At 64.6% G+C, this 21,085-nt stretch carries 18 protein-coding genes; 9 read left to right on the top strand and 9 right to left on the bottom strand.

Annotated features, from left to right (window positions below; genetic code table 11):
* Nucleotides 1–3: 3 nt before the first annotated feature.
* Nucleotides 4–909: a glycine--tRNA ligase subunit alpha gene (gene glyQ / locus EXV95_RS20290; protein WP_010462637.1), complete on the bottom strand. Its 906-nt coding sequence runs from the start codon at nt 907–909 to the stop codon at nt 4–6.
* A gap of 458 nt (nt 910–1,367) precedes the next feature.
* Nucleotides 1,368–2,444 carry an asparaginase gene (locus EXV95_RS20285; RefSeq protein WP_176888233.1) on the bottom strand — a complete coding sequence of 359 codons (1,077 nt, stop codon included), beginning with the start codon at nt 2,442–2,444 and terminating at the stop codon, nt 1,368–1,370.
* 214 nt (nt 2,445–2,658) lie between these two features.
* On the opposite strand from EXV95_RS20285, the gene EXV95_RS20280 reads away from it, so the two are divergent.
* A complete protein-coding gene (locus EXV95_RS20280) occupies nt 2,659–3,576 on the top strand; it encodes a LysR family transcriptional regulator (RefSeq protein ID WP_176888232.1) in 918 nt (305 codons plus the stop codon).
* A 298-nt stretch (nt 3,577–3,874) separates the two neighbouring features.
* Here the strand turns inward: EXV95_RS20280 and fabB are convergent, their stop codons facing one another.
* The 6 genes from fabB to EXV95_RS20250 all read right to left on the bottom strand — a co-directional run bounded on the left by fabB (nt 3,875) and on the right by EXV95_RS20250 (nt 9,839).
* Nucleotides 3,875–5,098 (bottom strand): beta-ketoacyl-ACP synthase I, encoded by a 1,224-nt coding sequence (gene fabB / locus EXV95_RS20275; RefSeq protein WP_176888231.1) that lies wholly within the window; start codon nt 5,096–5,098, stop codon nt 3,875–3,877.
* Nucleotides 5,095–5,616, bottom strand: coding sequence for a 3-hydroxyacyl-[acyl-carrier-protein] dehydratase FabA (gene fabA, locus EXV95_RS20270; RefSeq protein WP_008907199.1), 522 nt, complete (start codon nt 5,614–5,616; stop codon nt 5,095–5,097). The genes fabB and fabA overlap by 4 nt, the downstream gene beginning before the upstream one ends.
* A gap of 159 nt (nt 5,617–5,775) precedes the next feature.
* Nucleotides 5,776–7,398: an apolipoprotein N-acyltransferase gene (lnt, locus tag EXV95_RS20265; protein ID WP_176888230.1), complete on the bottom strand. Its 1,623-nt coding sequence runs from the start codon at nt 7,396–7,398 to the stop codon at nt 5,776–5,778.
* A complete protein-coding gene (locus EXV95_RS20260) occupies nt 7,398–8,282 on the bottom strand; it encodes an HlyC/CorC family transporter (RefSeq protein WP_176888229.1) in 885 nt (294 codons plus the stop codon). The genes lnt and EXV95_RS20260 overlap by 1 nt, the downstream gene beginning before the upstream one ends.
* Before the next feature lie 114 nt (nt 8,283–8,396).
* Entirely contained in the window at nt 8,397–9,134 is a 738-nt protein-coding gene (locus EXV95_RS20255) for a GNAT family N-acetyltransferase (RefSeq protein ID WP_176888228.1), read from the bottom strand.
* 222 nt (nt 9,135–9,356) lie between these two features.
* On the bottom strand, nt 9,357–9,839 hold the full coding sequence (locus EXV95_RS20250; protein WP_176888227.1) for an Lrp/AsnC family transcriptional regulator: 483 nt from the start codon (nt 9,837–9,839) through the stop codon (nt 9,357–9,359).
* Nucleotides 9,840–10,003: 164 nt separating this feature from the next.
* Between EXV95_RS20250 and EXV95_RS20245 the strand changes: the two genes are divergently transcribed.
* The 5 genes from EXV95_RS20245 (at nt 10,004) to phhA (ending at nt 15,183) form a co-directional block, all read left to right on the top strand.
* A complete protein-coding gene (locus EXV95_RS20245; protein WP_055396875.1) occupies nt 10,004–10,945 on the top strand; it encodes a triacylglycerol lipase in 942 nt (313 codons plus the stop codon).
* A 3-nt stretch (nt 10,946–10,948) separates the two neighbouring features.
* Entirely contained in the window at nt 10,949–11,938 is a 990-nt protein-coding gene (locus tag EXV95_RS20240) for a lipase secretion chaperone (RefSeq protein ID WP_176888226.1), read from the top strand.
* A gap of 185 nt (nt 11,939–12,123) precedes the next feature.
* Nucleotides 12,124–13,236: a 4-hydroxyphenylpyruvate dioxygenase gene (gene hppD, locus EXV95_RS20235; RefSeq protein WP_176888225.1), complete on the top strand. Its 1,113-nt coding sequence runs from the start codon at nt 12,124–12,126 to the stop codon at nt 13,234–13,236.
* Between the two features lie 73 nt (nt 13,237–13,309).
* Complete coding sequence (locus EXV95_RS20230) at nt 13,310–14,278, top strand: tripartite tricarboxylate transporter substrate binding protein (RefSeq protein WP_176888224.1); 969 nt, start codon at nt 13,310–13,312, stop codon at nt 14,276–14,278.
* Nucleotides 14,279–14,343: 65 nt separating this feature from the next.
* The gene (gene phhA / locus EXV95_RS20225) at nt 14,344–15,183 is read left to right on the top strand and encodes a phenylalanine 4-monooxygenase (protein WP_055396883.1); all 840 of its coding nucleotides are present in this window, start codon (nt 14,344–14,346) and stop codon (nt 15,181–15,183) included.
* 919 nt (nt 15,184–16,102) lie between these two features.
* On the opposite strand, the gene EXV95_RS20220 is transcribed toward phhA, so the two are convergent.
* Complete coding sequence (locus tag EXV95_RS20220; RefSeq protein WP_176888223.1) at nt 16,103–16,999, bottom strand: triacylglycerol lipase; 897 nt, start codon at nt 16,997–16,999, stop codon at nt 16,103–16,105.
* Between the two features lie 98 nt (nt 17,000–17,097).
* Here EXV95_RS20220 and EXV95_RS20215 point away from each other — a divergent pair, with 98 nt between their 5' ends.
* The 3 genes from EXV95_RS20215 (at nt 17,098) to EXV95_RS20205 (ending at nt 21,016) form a co-directional block, all read left to right on the top strand.
* Nucleotides 17,098–17,838, top strand: coding sequence for a hypothetical protein (locus tag EXV95_RS20215; protein ID WP_176888222.1), 741 nt, complete (start codon nt 17,098–17,100; stop codon nt 17,836–17,838).
* Between the two features lie 74 nt (nt 17,839–17,912).
* Nucleotides 17,913–19,595: an AMP-binding protein gene (locus tag EXV95_RS20210; RefSeq protein WP_176888221.1), complete on the top strand. Its 1,683-nt coding sequence runs from the start codon at nt 17,913–17,915 to the stop codon at nt 19,593–19,595.
* A 467-nt stretch (nt 19,596–20,062) separates the two neighbouring features.
* Nucleotides 20,063–21,016 carry a sugar ABC transporter substrate-binding protein gene (locus tag EXV95_RS20205; RefSeq protein WP_176888220.1) on the top strand — a complete coding sequence of 318 codons (954 nt, stop codon included), beginning with the start codon at nt 20,063–20,065 and terminating at the stop codon, nt 21,014–21,016.
* The last annotated feature ends 69 nt before the right edge of the window (nt 21,017–21,085 follow it).

The following is a 21,085-nucleotide window of genomic DNA, read 5'->3' as shown; positions in this document are numbered from 1 at the left end:
CGCTCACGCAGCCTTCTTCGTCATCTGTTCCACCCACTCGCGGGGCGCCATCGGGAAGCCCAGGCGCTCACGGCTTTCGTAGTAGCTCTGCGCCACAGCGCGGGCCAGGTTGCGGATGCGGCCGATGTAGGCGGCACGCTCGGTCACGCTGATGGCGCCGCGCGCATCCAGCAGGTTGAAGCTGTGTGCGGCCTTGAGCACCTGCTCATACGCGGGCAACGCCAGCTGCTGCTCCATCAGGTACTTGGCCTGCTTTTCGTGCGCGTTGAAGGCGGTGAACAAAAAGTCCGCGTCGCTGTGCTCGAAGTTGTAGGTGGACTGCTCCACCTCGTTTTGCTTGTACACGTCACCGTAGCTCAGGGTGTCGGTCCACTTCAGGTTGTAGACGTTGTCCACGCCCTGCAGGTACATGGCCAGGCGCTCCAGGCCGTAGGTGATCTCGCCCGTGGCGGGCTTGCAGTCGATGCCGCCGACCTGCTGGAAGTAGGTGAACTGCGTGACTTCCATGCCGTTGAGCCACACCTCCCAGCCCAGGCCCCAGGCGCCGAGCGTGGGGTTTTCCCAGTCGTCTTCCACGAAGCGGATGTCGTTCTTCTTGAGATCAAACCCAAGGGCTTCGAGCGAGCCCAGGTACAGCTCCAGAATGTTGGCTGGCGCGGGCTTGAGCACCACCTGGTACTGGTAGTAGTGCTGCAGGCGGTTGGGGTTCTCGCCGTAGCGGCCGTCCTTGGGGCGGCGGCTGGGCTGCACGTAGGCGGCCTTCCAGGGCTCGGGGCCGATGGCGCGCAGGAAGGTGGCGGTGTGCGAGGTGCCGGCGCCCACTTCCATGTCATAGGGTTGCAAAAGGGCGCAACCCTGCGCGTCCCAGTAGGACTGCAGCTTCAAAATGATTTGCTGGAATGTCAACATGGCGTCTGTGGCTGAGGCACTGGCAAGCCAGGGCCGGGCAAGTAAGGGGAAAAAGAAGAAAAGGCGGTGCGGATGCCAGCCCCGGCGCCTGCCACCCCAAAGGTAGCAAGGACGGGCCTCGCGCGCGCAAACCGGTGATTTTACGGCGCGCAGCCGCACGTGCTGCGGCTGCGCCAGCAACATCGGCCCGCGCCCATGAAAAAAGGCCGGAGCCCTTTTGGAGCACCAGCCTTCCCAACCAGTCACGCAAGCTATAAGCCGGTGCGTACCGGTGACCACCTTTGCGGGTAGCCCGTCGGCGCACATGTTGTGCGCCAAGTCAAATCAACTATCCATCGCACTGGCCGCAGCGCCACCACAGGGCGCTGCCTGGGCGAGTGCCCCCGCGCAAGGGCCGCCCCGCCGCGCTGGGGGCGTCCCCCTTCAGGGGGAAGGCGCGCAGCGCCTCAGGGGGTGCTTCAATACTCCCAGAAAATGCGCTGCAGTTCCTTGCTGTCGTTGGTCTTCGTCAGGGCCACCATGGCCAGGATGCGGGCCTTTTGGGGACGCAGGTCGTGGGCCACCACCCAGTCGTACTTGTCGTCAGGCTGCTCGGCATTGCGCAGCACAAAACCGTCGGGCACGCGGGCCGAGCGAACGATCTGCACGCCCGCAGCACGCAGTGCCTTGAGCGAATCCACCGCCTGTGCCGCCACCGAGCCGTTGCCCGTACCGGCGTGGATCAGCGCCTTCACGCCCGCCTTGCCGTAGGCTTCAATGCCCGTGGTGTTCATGTTGCCGTAGCCATAGACGATGTCCACGGCAGGCAGGGCCTTGATGTCGTCGATGTTGAACTCCGACTGCATGGTGTGGCGCTTGACGGGGGCGCGGAACCAGTAGTTCTTGCCTTCCACCACCATGCCCAGTGGGCCCCATTGGCTCTTGAAAGCCTCGGTCTTGATGTTGATGGTCTTGCTCACGTCGCGACCACTCTGGATCTCGTCGTTCATCGTGACCAGCACGCCCTTGCCAGCGGCGTCCTTGCTGGCGGCCACGGTCACAGCGTCATACAGGTTCAGCGCGCCGTCGGCCGACAGGGCCGTGCCGGGGCGCATGGAGCCCACCACCACGATGGGCTTGTTGGTGCGCACGGTGAGGTTCAGGAAGTACGCGGTTTCTTCCAGCGTGTCGGTGCCGTGGGTGATGACGATACCGTCCACATCCGCCTGCTTGGCCAGGGCCGACACGCGCTGGCCGAGGCGCAGCAGGTGCTCGTTGGTGAAGCTTTCAGACGCGATCTGGAACACCTGCTCACCGGACACCTTGGCCACATTGGCCAGCTCGGGCAGGCCCGCCAGCAGTTTATCGACCGGCACCTTGGCAGCAGCGTAGGTGGCGCTGTTGGCGGCCGAGGCGCCAGCACCTGCAATGGTGCCGCCGGTGGCCAGCACCACCACATTGGGCTTGGCCGCCTGGGCCATGGCCACGGCGGACGCGGCCGACAACAGCAAGCCTGCGAGCCAGCGGCTGGCAGTGGGGGAGGAAGAAATGCGCATGAGGGTGTCTCCTGATTTTTTGGGGGTTGGCGACGCGCGTTGCGCCGCTCTTTGCAAAACCCGCCCGTGAAGCGGTGCCGCATCCTATGAGAAAGCAGAACACAGTCATGCGGAATAATTAACCCACCCTTATGAATTTCACTCACACCCCCAACACCTCCACCCGCTCCCACTATTCAGGTCGCACGGGCACACACACCGGAGCAGCGCTGGAATGAACCTGCGGCAACTGGAAGTTTTTCAGGCCGTGCTGCAGTCCGGCAACATGAGCGCAGCGGCGCGCCTGCTGTGCATCACGCCCTCGGCGGTCAGCAAGGCGATTGCGCACACCGAGCTGCAGCTGGGCTACCGGCTGTTCAACCGCACACCTTCGGGCCTGACCCCCACCCCCGAGGCCCAGGTGCTGGCGGCCGAATCCACTGGCATCTACCGGCAGCTGGACGCACTCAAGCGCACTGCGCGCAACCTGGCCACCAGCGATTCGGGCGATGTACGCCTGGGGGCGATCCCGTCAATCACCCACGAGTTTCTGCCGCGCCTGTTGCAACACCATGCCGAGCAGCATCCGCAGGTGGGCGTGGAGGTGCGCACCATCCACCAGGACCAGATGACACAGGCCCTGCTCACGCGCAGCGTGGACTTTTGCCTGGGCTTCTACAAACACCCGCACCCGCAAATTGCGAGCGACCTGCTGGTCAGCGGCAGGCTGTACCTGGCGGTGGCGACCAGTGTGTGGGCACGTGCGCCCCGTGCCGCCAGCCCGGGCGCGCGGCTGGCGCAGGTGCCGGTGATCCGCCTGGTGGGCGACGACCCCATGCGCCAGGCGATTGACGAACTCGCGCAACGGCTGGGCTCTCCCGCCGGGCCCGGCATCCAGGTGCAGACATCGCGCCTGGCGCTGGAACTGGTGCGCCGGGGCATGGGCTGGACAGTGGTGGACTTTCTCACCGCCAAGGGGCTCGACCCCGCGCAGATAGTGGCGCAGGAGCTGCACGAACTGCCCCCCATGTCGCTGTACAGCTACCACGCAAGGGCTTTGCCACCAGGTCTGCAGGCCACGCGCATGCTGGCCATGCTGCCCACCCTGCTGCACGAGGCCCTGCAGCCCAACCCCAAGCCTGCCAAGCGCTAGGAGCCTGCGCGACAGAAGGAGCATCGGCTGCAACGCGCGATAAACCGGTCTCACGCGGTACTACCTCCTGCGCCCAGGGGCCCACCCTGGGCTTGTCGGTAGCTCCACGCGATCCTCGGTTTTCGCGCGTTTCGCTTCGATGCCTTCTGCCGCGCAGCCTCCTAGCCCATGAAAAACGGCCTGCATGTCCAAAGACAGGCAGGCCGTTGCAGTGGGCAGGCTGCGGTCAGTGGTTCCAGCGGCGCAGCACCAGGCTGGCGTTGGTGCCTCCAAAGCCGAAGCTGTTGGACGGCTGCGGTCAGTGGTTCCAGCGGCGCAGCACCAGGCTGGCGTTGGTGCCTCCAAAGCCGAAGCTGTTGGACAACACCGTGGTCAGCTGCGCATCGCGCGTTTGCGTAACCAGGGGCATGTCACCCAGTGCCGGGTCGGGCGTCTCCACGTTGGCCGAACCGGCGATGAAGCCCTTGTTGAGCATGATCACGCAGTAGATGGCCTCTTGCACACCCGTGGCACCCAGCGAGTGGCCCGTGAGCGACTTGGTGGACGAAAACGGCGGTACCTTGTCGCCAAACAGGGCGCGCATGGCGCGCACTTCCTGCATGTCGCCCACCGGCGTGGAGGTGCCGTGGGTGTTGATGTAGTCGATGGGGGCGTCGAGCCCTTCCATGGCCTGCTGCATGCACGCAATGGCGCCATCGCCCGAGGGGGCCACCATGTCTTCGCCATCGCTGGTGGCGCCAAAGCCCACCACTTCGGCCAGGATGGTGGCGCCGCGCGCCTGGGCGTGCTCCAGGCTTTCCAGCACCACGGCACCGCCACCGCCCGCAATCACAAAACCGTCGCGATTCGCGTCGTAGGCGCGCGAGGCTTTCTCGGGCGTGGCGTTGTACTTGCTGGACATGGCACCCATGCCATCAAACAGCAGCGACATGCCCCAGCTTAATTCCTCGCCACCACCCGCAAACATCACGTCCTGCATGCCCCAGGCAATCTGCTGCGCGGCCACACCGATGCAGTGGGCCGAGGTGGAGCAGGCCGAGGTGATGGAGTAGTTGATGCCTTTGACCTTGAAGTTGGTGGCCAGACAGGCAGACACGGTGGAGCTCATGCAGCGCGTGACCTGGTAGGGCCCGACGCGGCGGATGCCTTTTTCGCGCAGCGTGTCGGCCGCCTCAATCTGGTTGGCAGGCGATCCGCCGCCCGAGCCCATGATGAGGCCAGTGCGGGGGTGGCTGACCTGTTCAGGGGTGAGACCCGCCTGGGCAATGGCGTCTTCGAGTGCGATCTGCGCATACGCGGCCGCATCACCCATGAAGCGCAGCTGCTTGCGGTCGATGCGCGCCTCGATGTCGATCTCAGGCGCACCACCCACCTGGCTGCGCAGGCCCAGCTCGGTGAATTTTCCGACGGCCTTGATGCCGCTTTTGCCTTCACGCAGTGAGGCTTCCACGGTGGCCAGGTCGTTGCCAATGCACGAGACAATGCCCGCGCCGGTGATGACTACGCGCTTCTTGGTGGTCATGCTGCGTCCTTGCCGTCTTCCTCGCGCTTGAACAAGCCCACGCGCAGGTCATTGGCTACATAGATTTCCTTGCCATCAGCCAGCAGGCGGGCATCGCCAATGGCCATGACCAGCTTGCGCTTGATGACGCGCTTGATGTCGATTTCGTAGGTGACGAGCTTCACGTCCGGGCCCACTTCGCCCGTGAACTTGACCTCGCCCGCACCCAGCGCACGGCCCCGGCCGGGCAGCTGCAGCCAGGTCAGGTAAAAACCGATGAGCTGCCACATGGCATCGAGCCCCAGGCAACCGGGCATGACCGGGTCGCCCTGAAAGTGGCAGGCAAAGAACCACAGGTCGGGTTTGACATCGAGCTCGGCGCGGATCTTTCCCAGCCCGTGCGCGCCACCATCGCTGTCGATGTGCGTGATGCGGTCAAACATCAGCATGGGCGGCAGCGGCAGGCGCCCGCTGTCGGCGCCGAACAGCCGGCCCTCGCCCGAGGCGATCAGTTGTTCGTAGGAAAAGGAATCTGCCATTTTCAGTCGTGCTCCAGAACAGCGGTTGGCCCGCCTCAAATCATCGTTGTATGCAATACAGCCCCGTCTTGCGGGGCTCTATTATCAAGGCATAGGGAGCTGCCTCTAAACAATGGCCTGCCAAGCCACCCGCCGCGCCCTGTCGGCGCCTGACCTGGATCAATGGCGGCGCGCCCTCGTGTCCTTGTTTCTCGCCCACACGGCAAGTGCCAGCACCAGCGCCCCGAACATCCAGAGCGGCCACAGGCCCCAGCGCGACACCCACCAGGCGTAGGGCGTGATGGCCCAGCCACTTTGCGCATCCACCCCCCGGCCTTGCACCTCGCCCTTGAGCACGCCGCGTGTAGTGCGCGCCAGCTGGTGCGTCACCACACCCCGGTGGTCGATGATGGCGGTGGCGCCGGTGTTGGTGGCGCGCACCATGGGGCGCTCGAACTCCAGGGCACGCATGCGGCTGATCTGCAGGTGCTGGTCAATGGCCACGGTATCGCCAAACCAGCCAATGTTGCTGAAGTTGACGAACACCGTGGGCGCCTGTGCCGGGTCGATGAAACGAGCACCCAGCTCTTCGCCAAAAAGGTCTTCGTAACAGATGTTGGGCGCAATGCGCTGGCCCGCCCAGGCAAAGGAGGGCTGCCCCACCACACCCCGGTTGAAGTCCCCCAGCGGAATGTTCATCATGGCCGTGAACCATTTGAAAAAGGGCGGGATGAATTCGCCAAACGGCACCAGGTGGTGTTTGTCGTAGCGATAGGGTGTGGCCCCGGTGGCCGGGCTTATGCCAAGCACCGAATTGGTGTAGCCCTGCGCCTCGTCGCCCAGCGGAATGCCCAGCAGCGCGGCCTGCGGACCCTGCGCGTAGCGCTGCTGGATGCCTTCCAGATAGCCCGGTATGAGCTGCTGGGGCAGCAGCGGTATGGCGGTTTCCGGGGCCACCACCAGGTCGGCCTTGGCGTCGCGCAGCGCTTCGGCATACCACTTCAGTGCGAGCGGCACGCCGCTGCCCGACTGGAATTTCTCGTCCTGCGGGATATTGCCCTGCAGAAGCTCCAGACTCAGGGAAGGCGCGGGGCGCTGCAGGGGTGTGGAGCAGAGATGGATGGCACAAAAGCGGTCTACCGTGGCCAGGGCCAGCGCTGCCCCCAACGCCAGCAGCAGCGCCCACAGGCGCCAGCCACGGAAGTCGGCGCGCCGCACTTGCACCAGCCCCATCGCCAGCATTGCAGCAACCGCCCCTAGGCCATAGACCCCCACGTAGCGCGCCAGCGCCGCCAGCGGCCCATCCACATGGGCATAACCGCCAGCGCCCCAGGGGAACCCCGTCCACAGGGTTCCGCGCGCCAGTTCGGCCACCAGCCAGAATGCTCCAAAAATAATAGCTGTTAGCGCTTTACTGGTGAGCGCCAGGCGGCAAAAAAGCCCCAACATTGCCGCATAGTAGCTGGCGAGGAACGCCGCCAGCCCCAGCACCGCGGCCACGGCCAGCGGCGCTGCCAGCCCGCCGTAGGTGTGCATGGAGATGAAAAGCCACCAGAAGGTCCCGGCCAGCCAGGCCGTGGCAAACAGGCCACCGATGACCGCGCCCCGCTGCCAGGAGACAGACACCGTGGCATGTGGTCGCACCAGCCAGGCCAGCACCGCCATGGAGGCGATCTGCAGCCACCACAGGGGTTTACCGCTCCAGGGCCAGGCCAGCGAGGCTGCCTGCGCAACGCCGGCAGCCACGACCAGCAGCACCTGCAGGGCGAGCGGCAGCCCCGGCGTGGAGGTAGCGCGGGCCATCAGTCGCTGGCGTTGGCTTCTTCGACCCGGGACACCTTGAACCAGCGCACGGCGCCGCCCTTGGTGTGCAGTACGACGAAGTGCAAGCCGCCCAGCTGCAGGTGCTCGCCGCGCTTGGGCACATGGCCCATTTCGTGGGCAATCAGGCCGCCGATGGTTTCGAAGGTTTCATGGGGGTCGCTGCCCTGAACCAGCACATCAAACGCCTCGCACACCCGCTCCACCGAGGTGTCGCCACTCACCCGGTAGGTGCGGTCGGCCAGGCCAAAGATGTCGCCGTCGTCTTCGGGGATGTCGAACTCGTCCTCGATCTCGCCCACGATCTGTTCGAGCACGTCTTCAATGGTGATGAGCCCGGCCATGCGGCCAAACTCGTCGATCACGATGGCCAGGTGGTTGCGGTTGCCGCGAAACTCGCGCAGCAGGTCATTCAGGCCCTTGCTTTCGGGCACAAAGGCGGCCGGGCGCAGCAGCGCGCGGATATTCAGCTCTGGCGCCCGCTGCAGCTTGAGCAGGTCCTTGGCCATGAGGATGCCGATGATGTTCTCGCGCTCGCCCTGGTACACCGGAAACCGCGAGTGCGCGGTGTTGATGACAAGGTGCAGCATCTCGTCAAACGGTGCGTCGATGTTGACGAGGTCCATGCGCGGGGCGGCCACCATAACGTCGCCCGCCGTCATGTCGGCCATGCGGATGACGCGCTCCAGCATCACGCGCGAATCGGCCCCAATGACCTGGTTGTCTTCGGCTTCGGCCAAGGTCTCAATGAGTTCTTCCGTGGAGTCTGGCCCCGGATGGATGAACTCAGCCACTTTCTGCAGGAAGGTGCGCTTGTCTTCCCTCTCGGGTGGTCGCCCGGGGTGCGCGGGATGCGGGTCAGACACTGGAGTGCACGACGTGCGGTAGTGAATCAGGCCCCTAGGATAGCGGATAGTTGTGACGGCCCGCTACGCAAGCCCTGCAGGCCGCGCAGCGCGACCCTGGGATGGAGGGACTAACTATTCGGCAGATTGGTGGCGCGCGTGTTGCACGCCACTGCGCACTTCCTGCACGCTGGCCAAAAAGTCCCAGAACTGCTTGGCCTGTTTCTTGATCTGGTAATCCACCTCGGCGAACTGCTGCTCGACCATCTCGGTCATGCGCGTGTCCAGGCTGGCCGGTTCGATCTGGAGGTAAGCCTCGGACTCCGAACCATCGCGCCGCACGGTGGCACCGGCCTTGCGGGCAATTTTCAGCATGGCGGTGTTTTCGGAGAGCGCATGGATAAAAACCATGTTCACACCTTCATTGCGCGCATGCATCACGGCCCGCTCGAACAGGCGTGCGCCGAAGCCCCGGCCACGCGCCTGCTTGAGCACCGACACGCCAAATTCGGCGCAATGCTTGTACTCTGGGTGCTCCGAGAAGGCCAGATGCGCCATGGCGATCAGTTCGAGGCGGCGGTTGTAGATGCCGAAGATCTCGTCGCGGTTGAAGTCGAGTTGCTCGGCATAGCGCCGGATCTGCTCGTCGTTGGCGGCGTAGCCAAAACGCAGGTAGCGGTCTGCGGGCTCCAGCTGGAGCAAATGTTGGGTGATCCGCTCCCGGTAGGAGGGACCCAGGGCACGAATGGGAACCATCACGGGGACCTCCTGCTTGATGCGAGTTTCATGGGCAGGCGATTCGCCCATCACCGGGCGCAGCATATCCCTGCCTGCATACCAGGATGCCTTGAGCCAGTCTTTGGTTGCGATCATGGCTGCAAATATAAGGGTTTTCCCTCATTATTTCCAGCAAAAATGCTGCATTGCAACAAATTAGTGAGGTAGCTCAAACCTGTTCCACACCGCACTCCCTGCCCCACTTGGCAAGCCGGACGCCTCCGCCAACGGCTTCCCTCAAGGGTATCGCGGCAGCGGGCACGGGGCAACATGGGGTGTCACGCTCGCGGCACCCTAAGAACGTGTTCTCAAGCCCATCTACACAGGCACGGCCGTGGTTGCCTTCACACGGTCCAGCACAAAACTGGTCTTGCAGTCCTGCACGCTGGGGTGTTTGAGCAGCGTGTCCATGATGAACCGGCTGTAGTGCGCCATGTCAGCCACCACCACGCGCAGCAGGTAGTCCATCTCGCCCGTGAGCGACGCGCACTCCACCACTTCGGGCCAGGTCTGCACGCTGGCGCGGAACAGGTCCATGGGGTTGCGCTTGTGGCTTTCGGTGTGTTTTTCGAGCCGGACGTTGAGGTAGGCCGTCAGCCCCAGGCCCACGGCCTCGGGGGGCACCAATGCAACGTACCGGTCGATGACGCGGCTTTCCTCCAGGCGCTTGACGCGGCGCAACACCGCACTGGGCGACAGGCCCACCTGCTCACCGATGACGTCGTACGTCTCCCGGCCATTTTCTTGCAGACGGCGCAGGATGGCCCTGTCCAGCTTGTCGAGTGCGTTTAAAGCGTGCATGGCGCAAGATTTTATGAAGTTTTGACTTTCCGCGCCTTCTGAATTGCAGGCTCGGGTATGTCCCGATAGTGACTCCACACGAAGAAAAGAAGAATAAACCTCGCAAAAACGAACGGTCGTTCTTTTTTTGCGAATACAAAAAACATACCTATGGAGACAACTGCATGACCGGATTCCTCAGCCGCTTTTTGCGGCGATTTGTTCTGGCCGCGACCGCCGCATTGCTGCTCGTCGGCGCCAGCGCGCAAGCCCAGACGGGCACCACCCAGACCCGCTACCCCATCGTGCTTGTGCACGGGCTTTTCGGGTTTGATTCGGCCCTGGGTGTCGACTACTTCTACGGCATCCCTGACGCCCTGCGCCAGGGCGGCGCCAAGGTCTACGTGGCCCAGGTGTCGGCCGCCAACAGCACCGAGGTCCGGGGTGAGCAGCTGCTCGCACAGGTGAACACCATCCTGGCCATCACCGGCGCGGCCAAGGTGAACCTGGTGGGGCATTCGCACGGCGGGCCTACGGCACGCTACGTGGCTGGGGTGGCGCCGGGCAAGGTAGCCTCGGTGACCTCGGTCGGTGGGGTCAACCGGGGATCGCGGGTGGCGGACATCATGCGTGGCGTGGCACCCGCAGGTTCGGTCTCAGAAACCATCGCCAACGGGGCGGCGTCGGCGCTGGTCGCGCTGATCAACCTGACTTCGGGCGGCTCGGGCCTGCCGCAGATGCCCACCGCCGCGCTGGACTCGCTCACCACCGCCGGTTCCGCCGCCTTCAACCGCCGCTTTCCGCAAGGCGTGCCCACCTCTGGCTGCGGCAGCGGCGCGGAACTCGTCAACGGCGTGCGCTACTACTCCTGGACGGGCACCAAGACCCTGACCAACGTGCTGGATGCCAGCGATGCCCTGCTGGGCGTGCTGGGCCTGGTCTTCGGCGAAGCCAACGACGGCCTGGTGTCGGCCTGCTCCTCGCGCCTGGGCAAACACCTGGGCGACTACCGGCAGAACCACCTCGACGAAGTGAACCAACTGCTGGGCCTGCGCGACTGGTTCTCCACCGACCCGGTGACACTGTACCGCCAGCACGCCAACCGCCTCAAGGCACAGGGCCTGTAAGCCGTGAACCGCGCCCGCGCCTTCGCCGCAGGGGTGGCCCTGGTCGCCGCCACGGCCGCCGTGGTGTGGTGGCCGGGTTCGCAGCAAGGCCTGCCGGGCGCGGTGGACCCGCGTTCGGTGCCCGGCGCGGCCGCAGCGCCAAACGGCGGTGCAGGCAAGACCCTGTCGGCGCGGCCCATGGAGAGCAGCTTCTTTGCCACCCGCCGCGCCACCGACCCCGACCGCAGTGAAGACCCCCTGCTGGTGCACGGCCTGCGCGACACGCTGGAGGCGCTGCTCACAGAAGCCCTGGAGGACGGCGCGACAGACCCCGCCGCACTCAAACAACGCCTGGCGGCGCTGGTGGGCAAACACTTCCCGGCAGCCCTGGCCACGCGGGCGTTGGCGCTGGCCGAGCGCTATGTGGACTACCGCGTGGCCCTGGGCCAACTGCGCCCTCCCCAGAACCCGAACGACCCCGGGGCCCTGCGCGAGGCGCTGGAAGCGCGCCACAAGGTGCGCCAGCAGTTTTTTGACGGCCCCGAGCACGACGCCCTGTTCGCCCGCGAGACGGAGCTGGACCGCTACACCCTGGCGCGCCTGGAAATCGAACGCAACCCCCAGCTCACGGCTGAACAGCGCGCCCAGGCCTTGCGCGATGCAGAGAATGAATTGCCCGCAGCACGCCGCGCCGAGCGCGCCGCGACCACCGAACACCTGAACGCCGCCTCCCAGACCGCCGCGTTCAACGCGCAAAACACCGACGAACGTACCCGCCACGTGGCCCGCAGTGCTCAATACGGCGAGGCCGCCGCCCACGCGATGGCCCAGCTCGACCGGGAAGAACAACACTGGCAGCAACGGCTCGACCAATACACCCAGGCGCGCGCCCAACAAGGCGAAGGCCCCGCGCTACAGCGACTGCGCCAGCAGCTTTTCTCTGCCGAGGAGCAGCAGCGCATCGACGCCGCCCTGGCGCTGCGGCGCCTGCCACCCGTAACGCCAGGGTCGTGAGGCCGGTGGCCGTACGCAAAAGACAGCTGCCACACACTTCAGCAGCGCCCTAGTCATGCGCTGAAATTTGATCATTCACAATATTCCTGCAAATCGGGGGCCAAAGCCTCTTGATTTCGCCAGAAACATGAGGCAGGGCGCGCCTACAGTCCATGACATTCCTCAACGAATGCCGGAGACACCCCATGAACGCCGCCTTGCCGCAAGAAACCGCCGCCCAGCTCGAAGCCTGGGACAACCCCATGGGCCTGATGGGGTTCGAGTTCGTCGAATTCACCTCGCCCCAGCCCGGCGTGCTGGAGGCCGTGTTCGAAAAGCTGGGTTTCACCCTGGTCGCCAAGCACCGCTCCAAGGATGTGGTGCTGTACCGCCAGAACGGCATCAACTTCATCCTGAACCGCGAGCCCCACAGCCAGGCCGCCTACTTTGGTGCCGAGCATGGCCCCTCCGCCTGTGGCCTGGCCTTCCGTGTGAAGGATGCGCACAAGGCCTACAACCGCGCGCTGGAGCTGGGCGCCCAGCCCATCGAGATTCCCACCGGCCCCATGGAGCTGCGCCTGCCCGCCATCAAGGGCATTGGCGGTGCGCCGCTGTATTTGATCGACCGGTTTGAAGACGGCAAGTCCATCTACGACATCGACTTCGAATTCATCGAAGGCGTGGACCGCCGCCCGGTGGGCCACGGCCTGAACCTTATCGACCACCTCACGCACAACGTGTACCGCGGCCGCATGGGCTTCTGGGCCAATTTCTACGAGAAGCTGTTCGGCTTCCGCGAAATCCGCTACTTCGACATCCAGGGCGAATACACGGGCCTGACCAGCAAGGCCATGACGGCGCCCGACGGCAAGATCCGCATCCCGCTGAACGAAGAATCCAAGCAGGGCGGCGGCCAGATCGAAGAATTCTTGATGCAATTCAACGGCGAAGGCATCCAGCACATCGCGCTGATCTGCGACAACCTGCTGGAAGTGGTGGACAAGCTGGGCATGGCCAGCGTGCCCCTGGCCACCGCGCCCAACGAGGTGTACTACGAAATGCTGGACACCCGCCTGCCTGGCCACGGCCAGCCGGTGCCTGAGTTGCAGTCGCGCGGCATTCTGCTCGACGGCACCACGGCCGACGGCACGCCCCGCCTGCTGCTGCAGATTTTCTCCACCCCCATGCTGGGCCCGGTGTTCTTCGAATTCATCCAGCGCGAGGGGGACTACCGCGACGGATTTGGCGAAGGCAACTTCAAGGCGCTGTTCGAGTCGCTGGAGCGCGACCAGATCCGCCGTGGCGTGCTGAACGCCTAAGTCATCAGACATCCAGGGTTAACCCTGAACAGGTGCCTATACTGCGCGCTCCCCGGAACTCATAAGGATCCCGATGTCGCTCCGTAGCACCCTGTTCAGTGTTGGCCTGACCTGTGTGGCCACCTTTGCCATGGCCCAAAGCCCCTCTGCCCCGCTCACCATCGTGGTTCCCTACCCCGCTGGTGGTCCGCTGGACACCTCGGCCCGCATCGTGGCCGAGGGTGCTGCAGCCCAGCTTGGCTCCATTACCGTGGAGAACAAACCGGGGGCGGGTGGTAGTACAGGTGCCGACCAGGTCGCCAAATCTCCCAAGACCAGCAACCAGGTGCTGATGGGCGCCGTGGCCACCCACGCCGTCAATCCCTGGCTGTACAAGAACTTCCCCTACAACGCGCTCAAGGACTTCAAGCCCATCGCCCTCGTGGCGCGCACGCCCAACGTGCTGGTGGTAAGCGCGGCGCAGGCCGCCAAGCTAGGCATCAAGACCACGCCGGAGCTGGTGCAGTACCTCAAGAAGAACCCGGACCAGGCCAAGTACGGATCGGGCGGCAACGGCAGTATCGGCCACATCTCGGCCGAGATGTTCAAGTCGCTCACCAACACCAAGATGGGCCACACGCCCTTCCAGGGCTCCAAGCCCGCGCTGGCCGCGCTGGAATCCGGCCAGGTGCTGATGGTGTTTGACAACCTGGCCTCGGCGTTGCCGCAGATCCAGTCGGGCAAGCTGCTGGCGCTGGGTGTAACCACGTTGAGCCGCAATGAGGCGCTGCCGAACGTGCCCAGCATCAACGACAGCGTGCAGGGCTTCAACGTGTCGACCTGGTTCGGCCTGTTCGCGCCCGCCTCGCTGCCCGATGCCGACGCGCGCCGCTACGCCAATGCGTTCTCGGCAGCGATGCATTCGCCCGCTGGCAAGGAGAAGTTCAAGAAGATGGGTATCACGCCCGAAGAGCTGACGCTCGACGGGTTTGCGCAGTTTGTGCGCTCGGAAAACAGCAAGTACGAGTTCCTGATCCGGGCCGCAAAGATCAAGATCGATTAGCAGCCGCGTGGGCTGGTGCGCACCCCCGTCGCGGTGCGCCGACCATGGCGGCAAAGGAGAAAAAAATGGGACAAGCCCCTGTCGTCTATGGCCAATCCACCCGCCCACCGCGTGGCGACTATTCGCGCGCCAACGCGGACTACACCTGCCCGCAGGACTACGCGGCCTACACCGCCGCCGACCACGACACCTACCGCCGTCTGTACGAGCGCCAGCGCGCCCTGCTGCCGGGCCTGGCGAGCCAAGCGTTCATCGACGCCCTGCCCTCACTGGGCGCGAGCGACCGCATCCCGCGTTTTGAAGAGGTGAACGAGCGCCTCTACAAAGCGACCGGCTGGGAGCTGGTGGGCGTGCCGGGGCTGATCCCTGAGGTGCCGTTTTTCACATTGCTAGCCAACCGCAAGTTCCCGGTGACGGACTGGATCCGCAAGCCCGAGGAGTTCGAGTACATCGTCGAGCCTGACATTTTTCATGACCTGTTCGGCCATGTGCCGCTGCTGTTCAACCCGGTGTTTGCCGACTATGTGCAGCGCTACGGCCAGGGCGGGCTGAAGGCGCAGGGGCTGGGGTCGTGCGAGATGCTGAGCCGCTTGTACTGGTACACGATCGAGTTCGGGCTGATCCGCGAAGCGGGGGAGTTGCGGGCGTATGGGGCGGGGATTTTGAGTTCGTCGGGCGAGCTGGCGTATTCGGTCCAGAGCCCGGAGCCGCAGCGGATTCCGCTGGCGCTGGAGAGGACGATGCGCACGAAGTACAAGATCGATACGTACCAGCAGACGTATTTTGTGATCGACAGTTTTGAGCAGTTGTTTGAGATGACGGCGGCGGACTTTGCGCCGATCTATGAGCGGCTGCGGGGGTTGCCGGAATTTGCGGCGGATGAGCGGGAGGCTGTGGCGGCTTGATTCTTTAGATGAAACTGGCCTCTACCGCCTGTTCATCAAGCGCTGATAGCTATTTTTTTTATAGTATTTGATTTTTGCTGACCGTTCGGCCTGAGCGTGCCCGCGCCTGTTTGCAGATTAAGCGGCGTGCTCGGGTTGAAGGCGGAGGCCGGGGTGTGCGCCCGGCGGCGCAGTGGCTTTCTTTTGCTTCGCCAAAAGAAAGTCACCAAAGAAAAGGCGACCCTACAGGCTGCGTCCCTTCGCTTCGCTGCGGGCAACCTGCGGTGCTCGCGTCCAGCGGGGTCTCGCTCGAACTCGCTTCGTTTCACTGCGCTCAAACAATCGCGAGCCCTGATCCGCTGGCCGCTGCGCTCCTCGGCGCATCCTGAAGGGAACCCGGGGTGCGGACATCCACACGGGCCATCGCTTCGCTGCGCTGCGCTCGGCCCCATCTCGCGGGCGCAAGCGCCACGCGCTGCGCAGGCCAGGCCGAGCGCAGCGATGGCCCGAGGGCTGTCCGGCTGTTCGGTTGTTCGGCTGTCCACCCCCTGCTGGCTGCGCCTGCGGCGGGGCGATTGTGGGGTGGCATGGGCGTCGAAGCGCCCATGCTTCGTGATCTGACTCGCCGTGGTTGTCCGAGCGGCGCTGCGTAGCAGCAAAGCGAGTTCCACGGCGCACCCCGCAACCGACACGACGCAGGTTTGCCCCTTCGCACAGCGAAGGGGTCGCAGACTGGGGGTCGCCCTTTCTTTGGTGACTTTCTTTCGGCGACGCGAAAGAAAGTTACTCGCTCGCCGGGCGACTCCCGGCCTCCGACTTAGAACCAGGCACGCAGCCAGATGTGCAGCCCACACCCGACGCAACAATCAAAACCACACTACAAAATCAATAGCTACCAACGCTTTATAGACAGGCGCTAGCAGCCAAAAACTCCACAGAATCACCCTCGACCTATCTCCTCCAGACAAGCCTCCATCACCCCAGGGTCAAACGCCATCTCCACATGCGCAACCCCTTCCACCAACCGGTTGTCCGCCCCCACCAACGCCGCCGTGGTCGCCGGAAACACGATGTTGTCGCAGTTCGAATACCAGCAGGTAAACAACGCAGCCCGCCCCGCCGGCTCCGCCCGCTGCAACGCCACCACCCAGTCCCCCGCCAAGCTCATCTGCCGCCCATTCACCGCCCGGCTGAAGCGCCCCAGCCACGTGCCGCCATGTGGCGTGCCCAGCGTCAGCACCCGGTGCACCCGCCCATCGGCCTGGTGCGCCCGCAGCCACGCCCGCACCGCCAAGCCACCCATGCTGTGGCACAACAACACCGGCGCCTGGCCCGTGGCCGCCGTCACTTGGCGCACAGCGTCTTCGATGATGTCAGCGTACGCGTCAATCGATCCCATCACCGGCTCCAGATTGACCGCCACATAGGCATGCCCCTGTGCTTGCAATGGCGCAAACCACGGCAGCCACAGGCCCCGGTTGCACATGAAGCCGTGCACCAGCACCACGCCGCGCTTTCCGGTGGGCTTGGAGGGCAGCCAGTCGGGCACAGACATGTGGCGAAACGGCTGGCGCCAGCAAAAAACCTGCAGCGACACCCACACCTCGGCCCACCAGGCACCCACAACCTGTGACAGGCGAGCACGGGGCGCAGCATCGGCACGGTTGGTGATGTGCATCAGCACAAACTCCACCACCATCACCACCAGGTACATACACAGCGGCGCCAAGCCCCCCAGCACGGCGCGCAAAGGCGAATGGGGCCATTGCCACACGAGCCAAGCGGCCATAGTCAGCAGGATGCACAGAAGAAGGATTCGTTGCCAGCGCGCGATCATGGTGGTGATGGGCAGATGTTGTAATTGACCAGCCGCATTGTGCGGTCTGACCACAGCCTGACACCGCACCCCGCAGAACGCAGAAAGGACCCCGCCCCATGGATGCCGCCCAGACCATCCGCGACTGCATCGCCGACGTGACCGCCCTGCGCCTGCACCGCACGGGCGACCCGGCGCTGGGGGCGGCGGTGGGCTGCGTCAAAAGCCTGCAGGCGCGGCGCTTTCGGGGCACCTATGCAGACCTGATGCAGTCGCCTTCATTCGGGCCGGCCGCGCGGTTCTTTCTGGAAGAGCTGTACAGCGACACCGACTACACCGACCGCGACCTGCAGTTTGGCCGCATTGCGGGCACGCTGCAGACCATGTTCCCCCAGCCAGTGGTGACCACCGCCGTGGCCCTGGCCGTGCTGCACGCGCAGACCGAAGAGCTGGACCAGGACATGGGCCGCGCGTGGCTGGCACATGCCGACGCAACGAACGACGCCGCCCGCTACACCGCCGCATGGCGCACCGTGGGCCAGCGCCATGCCCGGCAAGAGCAGCTGCAGCGCGTGCTGGCCATGGGCGCCGATTTGGCTCGCCTGACCCGCACGCCCGGCCTGCGGATGATGCTGCGCATGATGCGGGGCCCGGCCAACGCGGCCGGCATGGGCGCGCTGCAGAGGTTTCTGGAGGCGGGGTTTGACACCTTCGGCCAGCTCGCTCGCCAGCGCGGCGGGGTGGAGCAGTTTCTGGCCACAATCGAGCAACGCGAGCGGGCGCTGATGGACCAATTGTTCGATGCCGATCCTGTCACCTGCGGGACCCAGCTCGCCAACACACTAGGACAAGCCCGATAGCCCGCAACGCGCCCGCCTTCCACAATCTGTGCCCACCTATCAATGGCATTTGGCGAGCACAAGGAAACAAGCGCATGGAAAAGATCTGGCTCAAGAGCTACCCCCCGGGCGTCCCACACGACGTGAAGCCCGAGCAATACCGCTCTGTGGCCCACCTGCTGGAAGAGTCGTTCCGCAAACACGCATCCAGTCCGTTCTCGGTCTGCATGGACCAGTGGATGACCTATGGCGAGCTGGAGCGCCGCTCGGCCGCGCTGGGGGCCTATCTGCAGAGCCTGGGGCTGGAGCCGGGTGCGCGCGTGGCCATCATGCTGCCCAACATCCCGCAGTTTGGCGTGACCATGGCCGCCGTGCTGCGCGCAGGCTACACCTGCGTGAACGTGAACCCGTTGTACACCGCGCGCGAGCTGGAGCACCAGCTCAAGGACTCGGGCGCCACGGCCATCGTGATCCTGGAGAACTTTGCCCACACGCTGGCCGAGGTCATTGACCACACGGCCGTCAAGCATGTGGTGATGGCCTCCATGGGTGACCTGCTGGGCTTCTGGTTTGGCAAATGGATCACCTTTGCCGTGCGCCACCTGGCCAAGATGGTGCCGGCCTACGACCTACCCCTGTCGAACGGCCGCAAGGTCGTCACGTTCAAGAAGGCGCTTTCGCTGGGCGAACACAAATCGCTCGCGCCCAGCCAGGCCACGCTGGATTCGATTGCCTTCCTGCAATACACCGGCGGCACCACGGGCCTGTCGAAGGGCGCGGTGCTCACCCACCGCAACATCGTGGCCGCCACGCTGCAGGCCGAGGCGTGGTTCACGCCCGCGCTGTCCAAGGTAGGCGACCTCTCCAAGGCCAACAGCATTGCCGCACTGCCGCTGTACCACATCTTCGCGCTCACGCTGTGCCTGCTGGCCATCCGCCAGGGCTCCAGCCTCACGCTGATCCCGAACCCGCGCGACATTCCGAAGTTCGTGGCAGAACTCAAGAAGCGCCCCTTCCACATGCTGCCTGCGGTGAACACGCTGTTCAACGCGCTGCTGCAAAACCCGCAGTTCAAGGCGCTGGACTTCTCCCACCTGTGCGTGTCCCAGGCCGGGGGCATGGCGGCCAGCGAGGGCACGGCCAAGCAGTGGCAGAAGGTCACCGGCAGCACCATGATCGAAGGCTGGGGCATGAGCGAGACCTGCGCCATCGGCACCAACAACCCGGTGATCAGCACCACCTTCAGCGGCAACATCGGCCTGCCGCTGCCGGGCATCGATATCGCCATCAAGGACGACGAAGGCAACAGCCTGCCCCAGGGCGAGTCGGGCGAGATCTGCATCCGCGGCCCCAACGTGATGGTGGGCTACTACAACCAGCCCGAAGAGAACGCCAAGGCCTTCACGCCCGACGGCTTCATGCGCACGGGCGACATCGGCATCATGGACCCGCAGGGCTACACCCGCATCATCGACCGCAAGAAGGACATGATCCTGGTGAGTGGCTTCAACGTGTTCCCCAACGAGCTGGAGCAGGTCATCAGCCTGTGCCCCGGCGTGGTCGAATGCGCGGCCATTGGCGTTCCCGATGAGAAGCAGGGCGAGGCCATCAAGGTGTTCATCATCAAGAACGACCCAGCCCTGACCGAGGACGAAGTGGCGAACTACTGCCACCAGAACCTCACGGGCTACAAGCGCCCCAAGTACATCGAGTTCCGCGACGAGCTGCCCAAGAGCAACGTGGGCAAGATCTTGCGCAGGGAATTGCGCAAGGCTTGACGCTGTTCACAAGGGCAGCGCGCCAAGCGCCGCCCCCTGCCACCTCCCCCAGGGCGCTTCGGCGCCCTTTTTCTTGGGTTCCGACCATGCAGGTCGGCCGCCTGCACCAGGTGTTCCAATGTCTGTATCTCCGGGTTTTTACTGATTAGCAAACGTTTGCGCAAACGTTTGCTTTCGTTATCATCCCAATCGCGACAAGGCACCGGGCATCCGTAGCCGCTCCTTTTTGGGGGCGCTGCCGGGGATTTCCCTCCACGCTGTCGGTCGCCTTAGGGCGACGCTGAATAAGCCTCCGCGATGCGGCGGGCCCTGGATCGGGATGGGCTGCAAGGCGCAAACCACAGTGATAGCCGTAGCTATCGCGAGGATTTGCAACGCTGCAGACCGTCCTGAGCCAGGGATGCGCCGGGCGCGAGAGGCTTGTTCAGCGTTGCCTTTGTCCACATTCCAACCTGGAGACAACACCCATGCAGTTCACCCGCCGTTCCGTTCAGACCGCCGCCGCCCTCGCCGTTGTGGGCAGCCTGCTGGCCAGCCCTGCGTTTGCGCAGGACAAGCCCAAGATCGCGCTCATCATGAAGTCGCTGGCCAACGAGTTCTTCCGCACCATGGAAGACGGCGCCAAGGCGCACCAGAAGGCCCATGCCAAGGAATACACGCTGGTGGCCAACGGCATCAAGAACGAGACCGACACGGCGGCACAGATCAAGATGATCGAACAAGCCATGGCGCAGAAGGTCAGCGCCATCGTGCTGGCCCCGGCGGATTCGAAGGCGCTGGTGCCCGTGGTCAAGTCCGCCATCGACAAGGGCATCATCGTGGTCAACATCGACAACCAGCTCGATGCCGACGCGCTGAAGGAAAAGAACATCACCGTGCCCTTCGTGGGCCCCGACAACCGCGCAGGCGCCAAGCTGGTGGGCGACCACCTGGCCAAGACGCTGAAGGCCGGTGACAAGGTCGGCATCATCGAAGGCGTGTCCACCACCTTCAATGCGCAGCAGCGCACCCTGGGCTACCAGGACGCCATGAAGGCCGCCAACATCACCGTGGTGGGCGTGCAGTCCGGCAACTGGGAGATCGAAAAGGGCAACACCGTGGCCGCCGGCATGATGCGCGAGCACCCTGACCTGGTTGCCCTGCTGGCCGGCAACGACAGCATGGCCCTGGGCGCCGTGGCCGCCGTGAAGGCTGCCGGCAAGACCGGCAAGGTGCAGGTGGTGGGCTACGACAACATCGGCGCCATCAAGCCCATGCTGGCCGACGGCCGCGTGCTGGCCACCGCCGACCAGTACGCCGCCAAGCAGGCCGTGTTCGGTATCGAACTGGCACAGAAGGCCCTGGCCGCCAAGACGCCGCAGAACCAGCTGCCCGCCACGGTGAAGACGGATGTGGTGCTGGTGACCAAGGACAGCAAGTAAGCCTCGGAGCGGAGAACAAAGCTCTTCTGGCATTGTTGCCGTGTCTTGTCGTACTTCCAGTACTGCCTG

The organism is Acidovorax sp. JMULE5, assembly GCF_013376875.1.
GTDB lineage: Bacteria > Pseudomonadota > Gammaproteobacteria > Burkholderiales > Burkholderiaceae_C > Acidovorax > Acidovorax facilis.
The sequence above is the reverse complement of the archived record's forward strand: the minus strand, read 5'-3'. Positions and strand labels throughout refer to the sequence as shown.

What these genes read in the sequence shown, in the direction of transcription:
- hppD (WP_176888225.1), top strand. Translation starts at nt 12,124, where the DNA reads ATGAACGCCGCCTTGCCGCAAGAAACCGCCGCCCAGCTCGAAGCCTGG.
- EXV95_RS20285 (WP_176888233.1), bottom strand. Translation starts at nt 2,444, where the DNA reads ATGCGCATTTCTTCCTCCCCCACTGCCAGCCGCTGGCTCGCAGGCTTG.
- phhA (WP_055396883.1), top strand. Translation starts at nt 14,344, where the DNA reads ATGGGACAAGCCCCTGTCGTCTATGGCCAATCCACCCGCCCACCGCGT.
- EXV95_RS20250 (WP_176888227.1), bottom strand. Translation starts at nt 9,839, where the DNA reads ATGCACGCTTTAAACGCACTCGACAAGCTGGACAGGGCCATCCTGCGC.
- EXV95_RS20215 (WP_176888222.1), top strand. Translation starts at nt 17,098, where the DNA reads ATGGATGCCGCCCAGACCATCCGCGACTGCATCGCCGACGTGACCGCC.
- EXV95_RS20205 (WP_176888220.1), top strand. Translation starts at nt 20,063, where the DNA reads ATGCAGTTCACCCGCCGTTCCGTTCAGACCGCCGCCGCCCTCGCCGTT.
- EXV95_RS20220 (WP_176888223.1), bottom strand. Translation starts at nt 16,999, where the DNA reads ATGATCGCGCGCTGGCAACGAATCCTTCTTCTGTGCATCCTGCTGACT.
- EXV95_RS20210 (WP_176888221.1), top strand. Translation starts at nt 17,913, where the DNA reads ATGGAAAAGATCTGGCTCAAGAGCTACCCCCCGGGCGTCCCACACGAC.
- EXV95_RS20280 (WP_176888232.1), top strand. Translation starts at nt 2,659, where the DNA reads ATGAACCTGCGGCAACTGGAAGTTTTTCAGGCCGTGCTGCAGTCCGGC.
- lnt (WP_176888230.1), bottom strand. Translation starts at nt 7,398, where the DNA reads ATGGCCCGCGCTACCTCCACGCCGGGGCTGCCGCTCGCCCTGCAGGTG.
- EXV95_RS20245 (WP_055396875.1), top strand. Translation starts at nt 10,004, where the DNA reads ATGACCGGATTCCTCAGCCGCTTTTTGCGGCGATTTGTTCTGGCCGCG.
- EXV95_RS20230 (WP_176888224.1), top strand. Translation starts at nt 13,310, where the DNA reads ATGTCGCTCCGTAGCACCCTGTTCAGTGTTGGCCTGACCTGTGTGGCC.
- fabB (WP_176888231.1), bottom strand. Translation starts at nt 5,098, where the DNA reads ATGACCACCAAGAAGCGCGTAGTCATCACCGGCGCGGGCATTGTCTCG.
- EXV95_RS20255 (WP_176888228.1), bottom strand. Translation starts at nt 9,134, where the DNA reads ATGATCGCAACCAAAGACTGGCTCAAGGCATCCTGGTATGCAGGCAGG.
- glyQ (WP_010462637.1), bottom strand. Translation starts at nt 909, where the DNA reads ATGTTGACATTCCAGCAAATCATTTTGAAGCTGCAGTCCTACTGGGAC.
- fabA (WP_008907199.1), bottom strand. Translation starts at nt 5,616, where the DNA reads ATGGCAGATTCCTTTTCCTACGAACAACTGATCGCCTCGGGCGAGGGC.